Source organism: Pseudomonas sp. xss_2, assembly GCF_043104195.1.
Taxonomy (GTDB): domain Bacteria; phylum Pseudomonadota; class Gammaproteobacteria; order Pseudomonadales; family Pseudomonadaceae; genus Aquipseudomonas; species Aquipseudomonas urmiensis.
The window spans coordinates 64162-79182 of the sequence record NZ_JBICKL010000081.1; the positions used below are offsets into that span (position 1 = coordinate 64162).

At 63.5% G+C, this 15021-nt stretch carries 15 protein-coding genes; 8 read left to right on the forward strand and 7 right to left on the reverse strand.

The annotated features are described in order from the left end of the window. Nucleotides 1–34: 34 nt before the first annotated feature. Both aroE and hemF read right to left on the reverse strand, forming a co-directional pair. Nucleotides 35–859: a shikimate dehydrogenase gene (gene aroE, locus ACF8K2_RS20700; RefSeq protein WP_186553153.1), complete on the reverse strand. Its 825-nt coding sequence runs from the start codon at nt 857–859 to the stop codon at nt 35–37. A gap of 26 nt (nt 860–885) precedes the next feature. Then, nucleotides 886–1797: an oxygen-dependent coproporphyrinogen oxidase gene (gene hemF / locus ACF8K2_RS20705; protein WP_186553152.1), complete on the reverse strand. Its 912-nt coding sequence runs from the start codon at nt 1795–1797 to the stop codon at nt 886–888. Between the two features lie 135 nt (nt 1798–1932). Here hemF and ACF8K2_RS20710 point away from each other — a divergent pair, with 135 nt between their 5' ends. Then, nucleotides 1933–2910: an NADPH:quinone reductase gene (locus tag ACF8K2_RS20710; protein WP_186553151.1), complete on the forward strand. Its 978-nt coding sequence runs from the start codon at nt 1933–1935 to the stop codon at nt 2908–2910. 128 nt (nt 2911–3038) lie between these two features. Here ACF8K2_RS20710 and ACF8K2_RS20715 read toward each other — a convergent pair whose 3' ends face one another. The 3 genes from ACF8K2_RS20715 to dprA form a co-directional block, all read right to left on the reverse strand. Beyond that, nucleotides 3039–3350, reverse strand: a complete 312-nt coding sequence (locus tag ACF8K2_RS20715) for a DUF3077 domain-containing protein (RefSeq protein WP_312151877.1) — start codon at nt 3348–3350, stop codon at nt 3039–3041. Between the two features lie 511 nt (nt 3351–3861). Continuing rightward, nucleotides 3862–4419: an L-threonylcarbamoyladenylate synthase gene (locus ACF8K2_RS20720; RefSeq protein WP_392467359.1), complete on the reverse strand. Its 558-nt coding sequence runs from the start codon at nt 4417–4419 to the stop codon at nt 3862–3864. Nucleotides 4420–4457: 38 nt separating this feature from the next. Beyond that, the gene (gene dprA, locus ACF8K2_RS20725; RefSeq protein WP_392467361.1) at nt 4458–5555 is read right to left on the reverse strand and encodes a DNA-processing protein DprA; all 1098 of its coding nucleotides are present in this window, start codon (nt 5553–5555) and stop codon (nt 4458–4460) included. Between the two features lie 209 nt (nt 5556–5764). Between dprA and def the strand changes: the two genes are divergently transcribed. From def to ACF8K2_RS20750, 5 genes are read left to right on the forward strand one after another with little or no spacing between them, the layout of a single operon-like run. Then, nucleotides 5765–6271, forward strand: coding sequence for a peptide deformylase (def, locus tag ACF8K2_RS20730; RefSeq protein ID WP_186553147.1), 507 nt, complete (start codon nt 5765–5767; stop codon nt 6269–6271). Nucleotides 6272–6331: 60 nt separating this feature from the next. Beyond that, complete coding sequence (gene fmt, locus ACF8K2_RS20735; RefSeq protein ID WP_264234173.1) at nt 6332–7264, forward strand: methionyl-tRNA formyltransferase; 933 nt, start codon at nt 6332–6334, stop codon at nt 7262–7264. Further along, a complete protein-coding gene (rsmB, locus tag ACF8K2_RS20740) occupies nt 7261–8571 on the forward strand; it encodes a 16S rRNA (cytosine(967)-C(5))-methyltransferase RsmB (protein WP_392467364.1) in 1311 nt (436 codons plus the stop codon). The genes fmt and rsmB overlap by 4 nt, the downstream gene beginning before the upstream one ends. Before the next feature lie 22 nt (nt 8572–8593). After that, nucleotides 8594–9967, forward strand: a complete 1374-nt coding sequence (trkA, locus tag ACF8K2_RS20745) for a Trk system potassium transporter TrkA (RefSeq protein WP_392467366.1) — start codon at nt 8594–8596, stop codon at nt 9965–9967. Between the two features lie 11 nt (nt 9968–9978). After that, nucleotides 9979–10296: a tetratricopeptide repeat protein gene (locus ACF8K2_RS20750; RefSeq protein ID WP_392467368.1), complete on the forward strand. Its 318-nt coding sequence runs from the start codon at nt 9979–9981 to the stop codon at nt 10294–10296. 161 nt (nt 10297–10457) lie between these two features. Here the strand turns inward: ACF8K2_RS20750 and ACF8K2_RS20755 are convergent, their stop codons facing one another. Together ACF8K2_RS20755 and ACF8K2_RS20760 are read right to left on the reverse strand one after the other, a co-directional pair. Then, on the reverse strand, nt 10458–11345 hold the full coding sequence (locus ACF8K2_RS20755; RefSeq protein WP_186553142.1) for a lysophospholipid acyltransferase: 888 nt from the start codon (nt 11343–11345) through the stop codon (nt 10458–10460). A 41-nt stretch (nt 11346–11386) separates the two neighbouring features. Beyond that, nucleotides 11387–11938, reverse strand: a complete 552-nt coding sequence (locus ACF8K2_RS20760) for a DNA-3-methyladenine glycosylase I (RefSeq protein WP_392467370.1) — start codon at nt 11936–11938, stop codon at nt 11387–11389. 83 nt (nt 11939–12021) lie between these two features. On the opposite strand from ACF8K2_RS20760, the gene glyQ reads away from it, so the two are divergent. Continuing rightward, nucleotides 12022–12969 carry a glycine--tRNA ligase subunit alpha gene (gene glyQ / locus ACF8K2_RS20765; protein WP_186553140.1) on the forward strand — a complete coding sequence of 316 codons (948 nt, stop codon included), beginning with the start codon at nt 12022–12024 and terminating at the stop codon, nt 12967–12969. Next, the gene (glyS, locus tag ACF8K2_RS20770) at nt 12966–15020 is read left to right on the forward strand and encodes a glycine--tRNA ligase subunit beta (protein WP_312152474.1); all 2055 of its coding nucleotides are present in this window, start codon (nt 12966–12968) and stop codon (nt 15018–15020) included. Before glyQ ends, glyS begins: the two co-directional genes overlap by 4 nt. The last annotated feature ends 1 nt before the right edge of the window (nt 15021 follow it).

Here is a 15021-nt window from a genome sequence, read left to right on the forward strand (position 1 = left end):
CGAGGGGCCGCAAAGCGGCCCTAAAATCTCAAATTCAGCCGCGCGCCAACTGCCGACGCAGCTCGTCGAGCACCGGCCCGGTCTCTGGACGAACCCCGCGCCAGATGAAAAACGCCTCAGCCGCCTGCTCCGCCAGCATCCCCAACCCATCCAATACCTGCGCGGCGCCTAACCGGCTGGCCCATTGGCAAAACGGGGTTGGCTCCTTGCCATACATCATGTCGTAGCACACCGTGCGCCCCGCCTCGACCAAGCTCTCGGCAATCGCTGGCATCTCGCCCGCCAGGCTCGCGGAAGTTGCATTGATGATCAGGTCGACCGGCTCCTGCAACCAGGCAAAACCACTGGCGACCACGGGCCCAAGTTCATCGAACTCCTGCGCCAGCTGTTCAGCCTTTTCCACCGTGCGGTTTGCGATCACCACCGACTGCGGGTTATGCGCCAGAAGCGGCTCCAACACCCCACGCACGGCGCCGCCGGCACCGAGGATGAGGATGCGCTTGCCCGTCAGCTCGACCCCTGCATTCACTGTCAGGTCACGCACCAGGCCCGCACCGTCGGTGTTATCGCCCTGCAACGTGCCATCGGCCAGCTTGCTCAGCGTATTCACCGCGCCAGCACGCTGGGCTCGTGGGGTCAGGCTGTCGCACAGGCGATAGGCCTCTTCCTTGAACGGCACCGTGACGTTGGCGCCGCTGCCCTGCTTGAAGAAGCCCCGGGCGCAGTCGCTGAAGTCATCCAGTGGCGCCAGCAGCGTGTTGTACTCGATGTCCTGGCCGGTCTGGTCGGCGAACAGGCGATGGATCAACGGCGACTTGCTGTGGCCGATCGGGTTGCCGAAAACGACGTACTGGTCCATGAGGGCTCCTCGGTTATCCACAGGGCTCACTGGCCGAGCCAGTCGCGATCCTGCAGGAAGTACTCGGTCAGGCGCGCTTCTTCGCTGCCCGGCGCGGCCTTCCAATCGTAGCCCCAACGCACTTGCGGCGGCAGCGACATGAGGATCGACTCGGTACGGCCACCCGACTGCAGGCCGAACAGGGTGCCGCGGTCATAGACCAGGTTGAACTCAACATAGCGCCCCCGGCGGTATTCCTGGAACTCGCGCTGCTCAGCGGTATAGGGCGTGTCCTTGCGGCGCTGGACGATTGGCAGGTAGGCCTGAACATAGGCATCGCCGATGGCGCGGATGAAGGCAAAGCAGGTGTCGAAGTCCCACTCGTTCAAGTCATCGAAGAACAACCCGCCAATACCACGCGGCTCGCCGCGGTGCTTGAGGTGGAAGTAGCGGTCGCACCAGGCCTTGTAGCGCGGATAGACATCAGCGCCAAACGGCGCGCAGGCCTGCTCGGCGACGCGGTGCCAATGCACGCAGTCTTCCTCGTTGCCATAGTAGGGCGTCAGGTCGAAGCCACCGCCGAACCACCAGACCGCTTCCTCGCCTTCTTTCTCGGCGATGAAAAAGCGCACATTGGCGTGCGAAGTAGGGACATGCGGGTTGTGCGGGTGGATCACCAGCGACACGCCCAGCGCCTCGAAGCCGCGTCCGGCCAGCTCCGGCCGGTGAGCGCTGGCCGAAGGCGGCAGGCCTGAACCGAATACGTGGGAGAAATTGACTCCCCCTTTTTCGATCACCTTGCCCTCACCGATCACCCGCGTGCGCCCGCCACCACCGGCTTCGCGCACCCAGGCGTCCTCGACGAAGCGGGCGCCGCCGTCTTCGGTTTCAAGGGCAGAGCAGATGCGGTCTTGCAGGTCGAGCAGATAGGCCTTCACGGCCTCGGTGCGGCTGGTCATCGGGTCACCTGGGAGGGGCAGGGGAAGAATTCGCCGCGTAGCATACCACCGGCAACTGGCCCGCCGCAGTTGACGGCGATCAAGCAAAGGCGTCCGATAGAAGGCCTGCTTCAATCCCGACAACAGGAGTGCGAGATGGCCCAGCGTATCCAGTTCAGCCAGCATGGCGGCCCAGAAGTCCTGCAGCTGGTCGAGTTCGACCCGGCCCCACCCGGCCCACAGCAAGTGCGCGTACGTAACCAGGCAGTCGGCCTGAACTTCATCGACACCTATTTTCGCAGTGGCCTGTATGCACCACCGTCGCTGCCCTCGGGCCTGGGCACCGAAGGCGCCGGCGTGGTCGATGCCGTGGGCGAGGGCGTCACCCGCCTGAAGGTCGGCGACCGCGTGGCCTATGCCGGCGGCCCGCTGGGTGCCTACAGCGATGTGCACACCCTGCCAGCAGCGAATCTGGTCAAGCTGCCCGACAGCATCAGCTTCGAGCAGGCCGCTGCGGTGATGCTCAAGGGCCTGACCGTGCAGTACCTGCTCAAGCAGACCTACGCCGTGCAGCCGGGCGATGTGATTCTGTTCCACGCCGCTGCCGGTGGGGTCGGTTCGCTGGCTTGCCAGTGGGCGGCAGCTCTGGGAGCCAAGTTGATTGGCACCGTCAGCTCGGCCGAGAAGGCCGAACGGGCCAAGGCGCTGGGCGCCTGGGAGACGATCGACTACAGCCGCGAAGACGTCGCCAAGCGCGTGCTGGAGCTGACTGACGGCAAGAAAGTGCCAGTGGTGTACGACGGGGTTGGCGCCGATACCTGGCTGACCTCGCTGGATTGCCTGCAACCGCGCGGCCTGATGGTGAGCTTTGGTAATGCCTCGGGCGCGGTCAGCGGGGTGAACCTGGGAATCCTGTCGCAGAAGGGCTCGCTGTATGTGACCCGCCCGACGTTGGCTAGCTATGCCAACAATGCCGAGAACACCCAGGCCATGGCCGATGACCTGTTCGCGATGATTGCCAGTGGCAAGCTGACCGTGGATATCCAGCAGCGTTATCCGCTGAGTGAAGCGGCCAAGGCGCAGACTGAATTGTCGGCGCGGCGCACGGTGGGTTCGACGGTGCTTCTGCCCTGAAGCCAGTGGGGCCGCTTAGCGGCCCAATCGCGGGGCAAGCCCGCTCCCACGTTATAAGTGTGACCCCGAGGATTTTCGCGGTACTCATGGTCCACGTGGGAGCGGGCTTGCCCCGCGATAGCGTCAACTCAGACCGCCAATCGCTTGCTCAATGTCCCGGACTCGAAGCTGTCGAGCAACGCTTCAACCACCCCCTCAGCCGCCTCGACCGCATGCAGGTTCGCCCAGAACATGCCGCGGCCTTCTTCGCGCAGATGATCAATGGCCTGCATGCCTGTTTCGTAGGCACAGCGCAGGTGCAGGGCTACGTGGACCAAGGCGTCTTCGATGGGGATGTTGGGGTTTACCGAATACAGCGGCGGGTGGCCGGCATCGCAGCGGCCGAAGGGGTGAGCGGTGGTGCAAGGAAGAGGTGGGTCGGGAACGATTTTTTTAGCCATTGGAAAATGCTCCTCAATGCCGCCGCCAATCACTACCACGTGAATTGGGTGGCGACTGTACGCGAGGTGGTAGACCCGGGCATTTTCCAATCCAGGCAGGCTCGAAAGCCTCCCACGCACAGCCGCCATAGACTGTCATGGAGAAACGCACCCGGGCTACCACACCCGATCGCCGAGTTATTCAGCGACGAAATGAAGCCTAGAGGTACGAGTTCCCACTGAGAAGGTAACGGCGTTCGACAGCGTGCGTAGGATATTTCTCTGAATGCCGTTGGGACAGCCATATAAGACAAATTCAGAAAAATCTGGGCGCTGCGCTAGCACTGTTTCGTTGTTCACACAGACACTATCGCGGGGCAAGCCCGCTCCCACGTGATAGCTCCCACGTCATAGCCGCAACCCTCACGAATTCGCGCCATTTAGAATCCACGTGGGAGCGGGCTTGCCCCGCGATAAGGCTCCACGCAACGGCAATTCCTTACCTGACTGCATTGGCCCCAGAATGCCGATTTCAGCCCGCGCGAACCACTTCACCGGTGGCCAGATCACGAATCACACTCGGATTCTTCCGCCCCCCCAGCGCCCCGCCCAGCACCAGGTCCAGCTGGCCGCGGAAATACTGCTCGACGCGCAACCGGCTCTTGGCCGCTGGCCGCCCCCCCGGGTTGGCGGATGTCGAGATCAACGGCCCGACCAGCGCACACAACTCGCGCACCAGCGGATGATCGCTGACCCGCAACGCCACCGTATCGTGCTGCCCGGTCACCCACTCGGGCAACAAGCCTTGATGCGGCACCAGCCAGGTATTAGGCCCGGGCCAGGTGCTGCTCATGCGCTCGATCCAGTCTTCGGGGAAGTCTTCGAACAGGAAGTCGAACTGGTGAATGTTGTCGGCAATCAGAATCAGGCCTTTATCCACAGGCCGCGACTTGAGCGCCAGCAGGCGATACACCGCGTCTTCGTTCCACGGGTCGCAGCCCAGGCCCCAGACCGCTTCCGTCGGATAGGCAATCACCGCGCCCGCCCGAATCTCCCGTGCGGCTTGTTGCACACGCCAACTGCTCACCATTGCTGTCTCTCCGCATATAAAGCTGATCTGCAGTTTACTTAGCCGGACCGCGCAAACCAACGCCCAGCTTGATTGCTGACCCGCCCTTCAAGCTCAAGCTCGGTGAGGCTGGCCAACACCTGCGCCATGGGCTGGCCGCTGCTGCGCGCCAGGCCCTCGCTGGTCTGCGGTTGGGCATGCAACAAGGCGAGCAGGGGATGGGCAGGCTTATCCACAGGCGCAGGAGGCAGGTTCTGCCAACCGCGCAGACTGTCGAGGATCTGTTCCACGCTCTCTACCAACAAGGCGCCGTCGCGAATCAGTTGGTGACAGCCCTTGGCGCCAGGGTGGTGGATGGAGCCAGGCAGCGCGTACACCTCACGGCCTTGCTCAGCTGCCAGCCGCGCGCTGATCAACGAGCCACTGGCCAGGCTCGCCTCAACCACCAGCACGCCCAACGACAGGCCGCTGATGATCCGGTTGCGGCGAGGGAAGTTGGCAGGCAACGGGCCGGCGTCCAGTGGGAACTCGGAAACCACCGCACTACCGCGCTCGATCATCGCCTGGGCGAGCGACTGGTGGCGCTGTGGATAAAGTTTTTCCAAGCCCGTGCCCAGCACCCCAATCGTGCTCCCGCCTGCCTCCAATGCGGCCCGATGAGCGGCACCGTCGACGCCCACCGCCAAGCCGCTGGTGATGGTAAATCCGGCCTTGGCCAGGTAGCGCGAGAACATCGCCGCGTTATCCAGCGCAGGCGGTGTCGCCCTGCGACTGCCGACGATCGCCAGCTGCGGGCGCTCGAGCAGGGCTGGGTTACCGGCGACAAAAAGCAGCGGCGGCGCATCATCGATTTCGCCCAGCAGCGGTGGATAACCCGGCTGGTCCCACATCAGTAAATGCTGGCCAGGCCGCTCTAGCCAGGCCATTGCGGCACTTGCACCATCGCGCACCTCAGGGCTGCGGCGCGCTTCGCAGGCGGCTGCGGGAATGCCCAACGTACGCCACGCGGTGGCCGGCGCACTGAGTGCCGAAGAGGCACTGCCGAAAGCTTCGATCAGCGTTTGAAAGCGCCGCAGACCCACCTCGGGCAGCCGATGCAGACGCAAACGCGCCTCAAGCTCGGCAGGCGGACAAGCAGACGAATGGTGTTCAGGCATGGCAGATCATCCTTGATCGACAGAGGGTCATCCACCTGGCACAACCTGTGGATAACTGTGTTGATAATACTTTGACAACCTGTCAGTCGAATGGGCTATAAGGCGTCCTTTGAAACCCTAGACGAGCTTTGCCAGGTGCTGAATCCCCCGTTTCCCTTTATTATGTGTGCTCAGTTTTCAACCGACCGCACAGTGACTGCCTGACCCCTATGGCCATTTTGAACATTCTCGAATTCCCTGACCCGCGCCTGCGCACCATCGCCAAACCGGTGACGGAGTTCGACGACGCCCTGCGCCAGCTGATCGACGACATGTTTGAAACCATGTACGAAGCCCCTGGCATCGGCCTGGCCGCGACCCAGGTCAACGTACACCTGCGCCTGGTGGTGATGGACCTGAGCGAAGATCGCAGCGAGCCACGGGTGTTCATCAACCCCGAGGTCGAAGAGCTGACCCACGACATGGGCCAGTACCAGGAAGGCTGCCTGTCGGTGCCGGGCTTCTACGAGAACGTCGACCGCCCGTTGCGGGTCCGGGTCAAGGCCCAGGATCGCGATGGCAAACCGTACGAGCTGGAGGCCGAGGGCCTGCTGGCGGTGTGCATCCAGCACGAGCTGGATCACCTCAACGGCAAGCTGTTCGTCGACTACCTGTCGCAGCTCAAACGTGACCGGATCAAGAAGAAGCTGGAAAAGCAGCACCGCCAGCAAGCCTGATTCCCACCTTGCAGAAGGCTTGCTCCGGCAAGCCTTTTTCTTTTTTAAAGCGAGAACTCCATGCGCATCGTCTTCGCAGGCACCCCAGAGTTTGCCGCCGAACACCTCAAAGCCCTGCTCGACAGCCCCTACCAAGTGGTGGCGGTATACACCCAGCCGGATCGCCCGGCGGGCCGTGGGCAGAAGCTCATGCCGAGCCCGGTCAAGCAATTGGCCGTGGCCCATGACATCCCGGTGTTGCAGCCGCCAACCTTGCGCAATGCCGAGGCTCAGGCGGAGCTGGCCGCGCTCAAGCCCGACCTGATGGTGGTGGTTGCCTACGGCCTGATCCTGCCGCAGGCGGTGCTCGACATCCCGCGCCTGGGCTGCATCAACAGCCATGCCTCGCTGCTGCCACGCTGGCGCGGTGCGGCGCCGATCCAACGCGCCGTGGAAGCCGGCGATGCCCAGAGCGGCGTCACCGTGATGCGCATGGAAGCAGGCCTGGATACCGGGCCGATGCTGCTCAAGGTGGTCACCCCGATCAGCGCCGACGATACCGGCGGCAGCCTGCATGATCGCCTCGCCGAGATGGGCCCGCCAGCCGTGGTCCAGGCCATCGCCGGCCTGGCCGATGGCAGCCTGCAAGGTGAAGTGCAGGACGATGCCCTGGCCACCTATGCGCACAAGCTGAACAAAGACGAAGCACGCATCGACTGGAACCGCCCGGCGGTGGAACTGGAGCGCCTGGTGCGCGCCTTCAACCCTTGGCCGGTGTGCCACAGCACCCTCGATGGCGAGAGCGTCAAGGTACTCGCCGCCAACTTGTCCACAGGCAAGGGCGCACCTGGCGAGATCCTCAGCGCCAGCAAAGACGGCCTGGTGGTCGCCTGCGGTGACCAGGCACTGAGCCTGACCCGCCTGCAACTGCCAGGTGGCAAGGCGCTGAATTTCAGCGACCTGTTCAACAGCCGTCGCGAGAAATTCGCCAGCGGTAAGGTGCTTGGCCAATGAACCCACGTCTGGCCGCCGCCCGCGCCCTGGCCGCCGTGCTTAGCGGCAAGGCTTCGCTGAACAGCTCGCTGCCAACTCAACTGGACAAGGTCGACGAGCGCGACCGTGCCCTGACCCAAGACTTGGCGTTCGGCACCGCCCGTTGGCAGCCACGCCTGGACCTGTTGGCCGAGAAGCTCTTGCAGAAGCCTTTCAAAGCCGCCGACTGCGATGTGCAGGCGTTGTTGCTGGTCGGCCTGTACCAGCTGTTCTACACGCGCATTCCGGCCCATGCCGCCATTGGCGAGACCGTGGGCTGCGCCGACAAGCTGAAAAAACCCTGGGCCAAGGCCCTGCTCAATGCCGTGCTGCGCCGCGCCCAGCGGGAAGGGGAAGAGATCCTCGCCGGTATGGAGCGCGATCCGGTGGTGCGCACTGCCCATCCGCGCTGGCTGCAGAAGTCGCTCAAGGCCTTCTGGCCCGAGCAGTGGGAAGCGATTTGCGCGGCCAACAACGCCCACCCGCCGATGATCCTGCGGGTCAACCGCCGTCATCACAGCCGCGATGCCTACCTGGCGTTGCTGGCTGGAGCGGGCATCGCTGCCAGCGCTTGCCAATACAGCCGTGACGGCATCGTGCTCGAAGCCGCCTGCGACGTGCGCGGCCTGCCGGGCTTTGCCGACGGTTGGGTCAGCGTTCAGGACGAGGCCGCGCAACTGGCTGCCGATCTGCTCGATCTGGCGCCCGGCCAGCGCGTGCTCGACGCATGCTGCGCGCCGGGCGGCAAGACCTGCCACCTGCTCGAAGCCGAACAGGGCCTGAGCGAAGTGGTCGCCATCGACCTGGAAGCCAAACGCCTGACCCGTGTGCGCGAGAACCTCGACCGTTTGCAGCTGGACGCCAAGCTGATCGCCTGTGACGCTCGCGAAACCGCCGCCTGGTGGGACGGCAAGCAGTTCCAGCGGATCCTGCTCGACGCCCCATGCTCGGCCACCGGCGTGATCCGCCGTCACCCCGACATCAAGCTGACTCGCCAAGCCGACGACATCCCGGCCTTGGCCAGCCTGCAAGGCGAATTGCTCGATGCCCTGTGGCCGACCCTGGAAGTCGGCGGCATGCTGCTCTACGCCACTTGCTCGAGCCTGCCGACGGAAAACACCGAAGTGATCGATGCCTTCCTGGCCCGCACCCCTGGGGCTCGCGAGCTGGACCTGGCCACCGCAGCCGGCCTGCGCCAGGCGCATGGTCGCCAGCTGTTGGCCCAGGAAGGCGGCCACGACGGCTTCTACTATGCCAAGCTGATCAAGATTGCCGCTTCGCGCGGATAAAAATAAAGGTTAGGAGTAGCGGATGAAGATCATCATCCTCGGCGCAGGCCAGGTAGGCGGCACGCTGGCGGAACACTTGGCCAGCGAAGCCAACGACATCACGGTGGTCGACACCGACGGCGAACGCCTGCGCGACCTCGGCGATCGCCTCGATATCCGCACCGTACAAGGCCGCGGCTCGTTGCCGACAGTGCTGCGCCAGGCCGGCGCCGATGACGCCGACATGTTGGTAGCGGTCACCAACAGCGACGAGACCAACATGGTCGCCTGCCAGGTCGCCTATTCGCTGTTCCATACCCCGACCAAGATCGCCCGGGTGCGTGAGTCGGCCTACCTCACCCGCGAAGAGCTGTTCCACAACGACCACATTCCGGTCGACGTGCTGATCAGCCCCGAGCAGGTGGTGACCAACTACATCAAGCGCCTGATCGAGCACCCCGGCGCGCTGCAGGTGATCGACTTCGCCGAAGGCAAGGCGCAGCTGGTAGCGGTCAAGGCCTATTATGGCGGCCCCCTGGTCGGCCAGCAGCTACGCCAGATCCGCGCGCACATGCCCAACGTCGACACCCGGGTGGCGGCGATCTTCCGTCGCGACCGGCCGATCAAGCCGCATGGCGATACCGTGATCGAAGCCGACGACGAAGTGTTCTTCATCGCCGCCAGGGCCCACATCCGGGCGGTGATGGGCGAGCTGCGGCGCATCGACGAAACCAACAAGCGTGTGGTCATCGCCGGTGGCGGGCAGATCGGCGAGCGTCTGGCCGAGGCCATCGAGAGCCGCTATCAGGTCAAGATCATCGAGATGAGCCCGGCGCGTTGCCGCTATCTGTCCGACACCCTGGAAAGCACTGTGGTGTTGCAAGGCAGCGCTTCGGACAAGGACCTGATGCTCGAAGAGAACATCGCCGACGCCGATATCTTCCTGGCCCTGACCAACGATGACGAGGCCAACATCATGTCCTCGCTGCTGGCCAAGCGCCTGGGCGCGAGCAAGGTCATGACACTTATCAACAACCCGGCCTATGTCGACCTGGTCCAAGGCGGCGATATCGATATCGCCATCAGCCCGCAGCTGGCGACCATCGGCACCTTGCTGGCGCACGTGCGCCGCGGCGATATCGTCAGCGTGCACTCGCTGCGTCGGGGCGCGGCTGAAGCTATCGAAGCGGTGGCGCACGGCGATTCGAAGTCGAGCAAGGTGATTGGCAAGGCCATCGAAGACATCGCCCTGCCGCCCGGCACCACCATCGGCGCGATCATTCGCGACGAGCAAGTGCTGATTGCCCACGACGATACGGTGATCGAGGCCGGCGACCATGTGATTCTGTTCGTTGTGGATAAAAAGCATATCCGTGACGTGGAGAAGCTGTTCCACGTGGGCTTGAGCTTCTTCTAAGGAGAAACGGCATGCGCGAATCGCTGGAAAAAATGCTCGCCAAGGGTGTGGATAACGCGCTGTTGCGCTTTGGTCTGGGCAAGGCTTGGCTGGATGAAGGCAACGGCGCTGAGGCGGCGGTGCACCTGGCGCGGTGTGTCGAGCAGGATCCGAAGTATTCGGCGGCTTGGAAGCTTTTAGGTAAGGCGTATCAGCTGGACGGCAACCTGGAGGCGGCGCGCAAGGCCTGGGAGGAGGGCATTGCCGCCGCGCAGGCGCATGGCGACAAGCAGGCCGAGAAAGAGATGACGGTGTTTCTCAAAAAGCTGGATAAAGCTGACAGACCTTAATGCGTTTTGCCTGAGCCACCGCAATCGCGGGGCAAGCCCGCTCCCACGTAGTCCGAGCCGAGCCCAAAATGTGGGCCTTGCAGAGACCTCGTGGGAGCGGGCTTGCCCCGCGATTGCGATGGCTCAGGCAGTCCCCTCTCTTAACTGACTAGCATTCGATGTCAGTACCAGCGCGCCTCGCCCGCCGGGCGCTTCTTGAAGCGTTTCATGCTCCACATGTACTGGCTCGGATACTCACGCACATAACGCTCGACCACCTTGCTCATGGCCGCCGCCGATACGGTCACATCGTCGCTGTACATCTCTTGCGGCGCCGCTTCCAGAATCACCCGGAACCCCGAGCCATCCGGCAGCCGCAGGGCATGCAGGAACACCCCCACCGCCTTGCCACCGGCGAGCATGTTCGGCACGAACTTGCTGGTCAGCGCCTGCGTACCCAGGAACGGTACGAACACCCCCGCCGACTCAGCCGGCTCCGGGTCAGCGGGGATCCCCACCTGGCCACCACGGCGCACTTCCTTGATCACGCTAAGGATGCCTTCCTTGGTCGACGGCGCCACGCGGTTACCCATCTGCACGCGCTGTTCGCGCAGCAAGTCATCCACCGCCTTGAGCTTGGGCGGGCGGTAGAAAATGATCGGTTTGCACTGGCTGCAATAGAAGTGGTTCAACACCTCCCAGTTGCCCAGGTGGCTGGTGATACCGACCACGCCCTTGCCCGAGGCCAGGGCCTGCTCCAGCACTTCCAGGCCGTGCACTTCCTTGACCAGTTCGAGCGAGCGCTGTGGTGGCCAGATCCAGGCGCAGGCGCTTTCGACGAACGATTTGCCAATGTCACGCAGGGCGCGGCCCACCAGTTGCTCGCGCTCGGCAGGATCCATTTGCGGGAAGCACTTGGCCAGGTTGATCCGCACCACGTTGCGCGAACCGTTAGGAATCTTCCACATGAGCCAGCCGATACCCGCGCCAACTCGCTGCACTGCCCCCCAGGGCAGTTTGGCGAACAGTCGCAGCACCCCGACCATCAGGGCGCCTTTGAATTTTTCCACAGCCCTATTCCTTATTTCTGCAAGGCGCGCATTGTAACCCCTCAGCGCAGCAACGCGGCGTAGCGATCGCAGTCGGTGGTGTGATCCATGACCATGCCGGTGGCTTGCATGAAGGCGTAGCAGATGGTCGGGCCGACAAACGTGAAGCCGGCTTTTTGCAGCGCCTTGCTCATCGCCTTGGCTTCGTCGGTGACTGCCGGGACTTCGCTGCGGCCGTTGAAGTGGTTGATCTTCGGCTCACCACCCACGAACGACCAGAGCCACTGCGCGGGGTTATCCACAGCCAGCCAGGCCTTGGCATTGCGCCGGGCGGCGTTGAGTTTGAGGCGGTTGCGGATGATCCCGGCATCGAGCATCAGCTCCTCGATGCGCTCATCGCTCATTTGCGCCAGCTGCACCGGGTCAAAGCCATACATCACCTGGCGATAGCGCTCGCGTTTGCGCAGCACGGTGATCCATGACAGCCCCGCCTGGAACCCTTCGAGCAAAAGCATCTCGAACAGCAACGCCGGGTCGCGCTGTGGCGTTCCCCATTCCTGGTCGTGATAGGCCTGGTACAACGGATCGTCGGTACACCAAAAGCAGCGTGGCATAAGGCTCCAATGAGTAGAGGGCGAGGCGAATCAGGTTATACTCCCGCTCTTTACATCCGCATCCCCAGATACAGGTGAATTTCGTGAGCCAGCCTACGCCAGCCGTGCGTACCTTCCAAGACCTCATCCTCGCCCTGCAGCAATACTGGGCGGAGCAAGGTTGTGTGGTACTTCAGCCCTACGATATGGAAGTAGGCGCCGGCACTTTCCACACCGCTACTTTCCTGCGCGCCGTCGGCCCAGAGACCTGGAACGCCGCCTACGTGCAGCCTAGCCGTCGTCCAGCCGACGGACGGTATGGCGAGAACCCTAACCGCCTGCAGCACTACTACCAGTTCCAGGTGGTCCTCAAGCCCAACCCGGCCAACTTCCAGGAGCTGTACCTCGGCTCGCTGAAAGCGATCGGCCTGGACCCGCTGGTCCACGACATTCGCTTCGTCGAAGACAACTGGGAGTCGCCGACCCTCGGTGCCTGGGGTCTGGGCTGGGAAATCTGGCTCAACGGCATGGAAGTGACGCAGTTCACCTACTTCCAGCAAGTCGGTGGCATCGAGTGCTACCCGGTCACCGGTGAAATCACCTATGGCCTGGAGCGTCTGGCCATGTACATCCAGGGCGTCGACTCGGTCTACGACCTGATCTGGGCCGATGGCCCGTTCGGCACCGTGACCTATGGCGATGTGTTCCACCAGAACGAAGTGGAGCAGTCGACCTACAACTTCGAGCACGCCAACGTCGAGAAACTGTTCGAGCTGTTCGACTTCTACGAAAGCGAAGCGAACCGTCTGATCAAGCTCGACCTGCCGCTGCCGACCTATGAAATGGTCCTGAAGGCTTCGCACACCTTCAACCTGCTCGACGCCCGCCGCGCCATCTCGGTGACCGAGCGTCAGCGCTACATCCTGCGTGTGCGTACCCTGGCCCGAGACGTGGCGCAAAGCTATCTGCAAGCTCGCGCACGCCTGGGCTTCCCGATGGCGACCCCTGAACTGCGTGATGAAGTGTTGGCTAAGCTGGAGGCTGCACAATGAGTGCTCAAGATTTCCTGGTTGAACTGGGCACCGAAGAGCTGCCACCCAAGGCCCTCGCCAGCCTCGGCGACGCCTTCCTGGCAGGCATCGAGAAAGGCCTGCAGGCCGCTGGCCTGAACTACACCGCCAAGCAGGTCTATGCCGCGCCGCGCCGTCTGGCCGTGCTGATCCGTCAGCTCGACGTGCAGCAGCCAGACCGCAGCATCAACGTCGACGGCCCGCCCGTGCAGGCAGCGTTCGATGCTGAAGGCAAACCGACCCAGGCAGCACTGGGCTTTGCCAAGAAATGTGGCGTCGATCTGTCTGAGATCGACCAGAGCGGCGCCAAGCTGCGCTTCTCCCAGCACATCCCGGGCAAGGCTACCACCAGCCTGCTGCCGACCATCGTCGAAGATTCGCTCAACGACCTGCCGATTCCTAAGCGCATGCGCTGGGCGGCCAGCCGTGAAGAGTTCGTGCGTCCAACCCAGTGGCTGGTCATGCTGCTTGGTGACCAGGTCGTCGACTGCACCATCCTCAAGCAACAGGCTGGGCGCGAGTCGCGTGGCCACCGCTTCCACCACCCGGAAAACGTGGTCATCACCACCCCGGCCAACTACGTCGAAGACCTGCGCAAGGCCTACGTGCTGGCCGACTTCGCCGAGCGCCGCGAGCTGATCGCCAAGCGCACCGCGGAACTGGCCATGCAGCAGGAAGGCACGGCCATCGTGCCGCCAGCGCTGCTCGATGAAGTGACCGCGCTGGTCGAGTGGCCTGTGCCGCTGGTGTGCTCGTTCGAGGAGCGTTTCCTCGACGTGCCACAAGAAGCGCTGATCACCACCATGCAGGACAACCAGAAGTACTTCTGCCTGCTCGACAGCGAAGGCAAGCTGCTGCCGCGCTTCATCACCGTGGCCAACGTCGAGAGCCGCGATCCGAAGCAGATCGTCCAGGGCAACGAGAAGGTCGTGCGTCCGCGCCTGACCGACGCCGAGTTCTTCTTCAAGCAAGACAAGAAGCAGCCGCTGGCAACCTTCAACGAGCGCCTGAAGAACGTGGTGTTCCAGGCTCAGCTGGGCAGCGTCTACGACAAAGCCGAGCGCGTCTCGAAACTGGCAGCTTTCATTGCCCCGCGCATTGGCGGCGACGCCCAGCGTGCCGCGCGTGCTGGCCTGCTGTCCAAGTGCGACCTGGCCACCGAAATGGTTGGCGAATTCCCTGAAATGCAGGGCATCGCAGGCTACTACTACGCCGTCAACGATGGCGAGCCAGAAGACGTCGCCCAGGCCCTGAACGAGCAGTACATGCCGCGCGGTGCTGGCGCTGAACTGCCACAGACCCTGACCGGCGCTGCCGTGGCCATCGCCGACAAGCTCGACACCCTGGTCGGCATCTTCGGTATCGGCATGCTGCCAACCGGCAGCAAAGACCCGTACGCCCTGCGTCGCGCCGCCCTGGGCGTGCTGCGCATCCTGATCGAGAAGCAGCTGGACCTGGACCTGACCGACGCCGTGAGCTTCGCCGTCACCCAGTTCGGCAGCAAGGTCAAGGCTGCTGGGCTGTCCGAGCAAGTCCTGGAGTTCATCTTCGACCGCCTGCGTGCGCGTTATGAAGACGAAGGCATCGACGTTGGCACCTACCTGTCGGTGCGTGCCCTGAAGCCGGGTTCTGCCCTGGACTTCGACCAGCGCGTACAGGCCGTGCAGGCCTTCCGCAAGCTGCCGGAAGCCGAAGCCCTGGCGGCGGTGAACAAGCGCGTGTCGAACCTGCTGAGCAAAGCCGAAGGCGCTATCGCCGAACAGGTCGAGCCGAAGTACTTCGACAATGCCAATGAGTTCTCCCTGTACTCGGCCATCCAGCAGGCCGACCAGGCCGTGCAACCGATGGCAGCTGCGCGTCAGTACAGCGAGTCGCTGGCTCGCCTGGCGGCCCTGCGTGATCCGGTCGACGCCTTCTTCGAGGCGGTGATGGTCAACGCCGAAGACGCCAAGGTGCGCGCCAACCGTTATGCCCTGCTCAGCCGCCTGCGCGGTCTGTTCCTGGGCGTGGCCGACATTTCGCTGCTGGGGTAAG

What these genes read in the sequence shown, in the direction of transcription:
- ACF8K2_RS20715 (WP_312151877.1), bottom strand. Translation starts at nt 3,350, where the DNA reads ATGGCTAAAAAAATCGTTCCCGACCCACCTCTTCCTTGCACCACCGCT.
- glyS (WP_312152474.1), top strand. Translation starts at nt 12,966, where the DNA reads ATGAGTGCTCAAGATTTCCTGGTTGAACTGGGCACCGAAGAGCTGCCA.
- ACF8K2_RS20720 (WP_392467359.1), bottom strand. Translation starts at nt 4,419, where the DNA reads ATGGTGAGCAGTTGGCGTGTGCAACAAGCCGCACGGGAGATTCGGGCG.
- ACF8K2_RS20750 (WP_392467368.1), top strand. Translation starts at nt 9,979, where the DNA reads ATGCGCGAATCGCTGGAAAAAATGCTCGCCAAGGGTGTGGATAACGCG.
- hemF (WP_186553152.1), bottom strand. Translation starts at nt 1,797, where the DNA reads ATGACCAGCCGCACCGAGGCCGTGAAGGCCTATCTGCTCGACCTGCAA.
- ACF8K2_RS20710 (WP_186553151.1), top strand. Translation starts at nt 1,933, where the DNA reads ATGGCCCAGCGTATCCAGTTCAGCCAGCATGGCGGCCCAGAAGTCCTG.
- dprA (WP_392467361.1), bottom strand. Translation starts at nt 5,555, where the DNA reads ATGCCTGAACACCATTCGTCTGCTTGTCCGCCTGCCGAGCTTGAGGCG.
- aroE (WP_186553153.1), bottom strand. Translation starts at nt 859, where the DNA reads ATGGACCAGTACGTCGTTTTCGGCAACCCGATCGGCCACAGCAAGTCG.
- fmt (WP_264234173.1), top strand. Translation starts at nt 6,332, where the DNA reads ATGCGCATCGTCTTCGCAGGCACCCCAGAGTTTGCCGCCGAACACCTC.
- trkA (WP_392467366.1), top strand. Translation starts at nt 8,594, where the DNA reads ATGAAGATCATCATCCTCGGCGCAGGCCAGGTAGGCGGCACGCTGGCG.
- def (WP_186553147.1), top strand. Translation starts at nt 5,765, where the DNA reads ATGGCCATTTTGAACATTCTCGAATTCCCTGACCCGCGCCTGCGCACC.
- ACF8K2_RS20760 (WP_392467370.1), bottom strand. Translation starts at nt 11,938, where the DNA reads ATGCCACGCTGCTTTTGGTGTACCGACGATCCGTTGTACCAGGCCTAT.
- rsmB (WP_392467364.1), top strand. Translation starts at nt 7,261, where the DNA reads ATGAACCCACGTCTGGCCGCCGCCCGCGCCCTGGCCGCCGTGCTTAGC.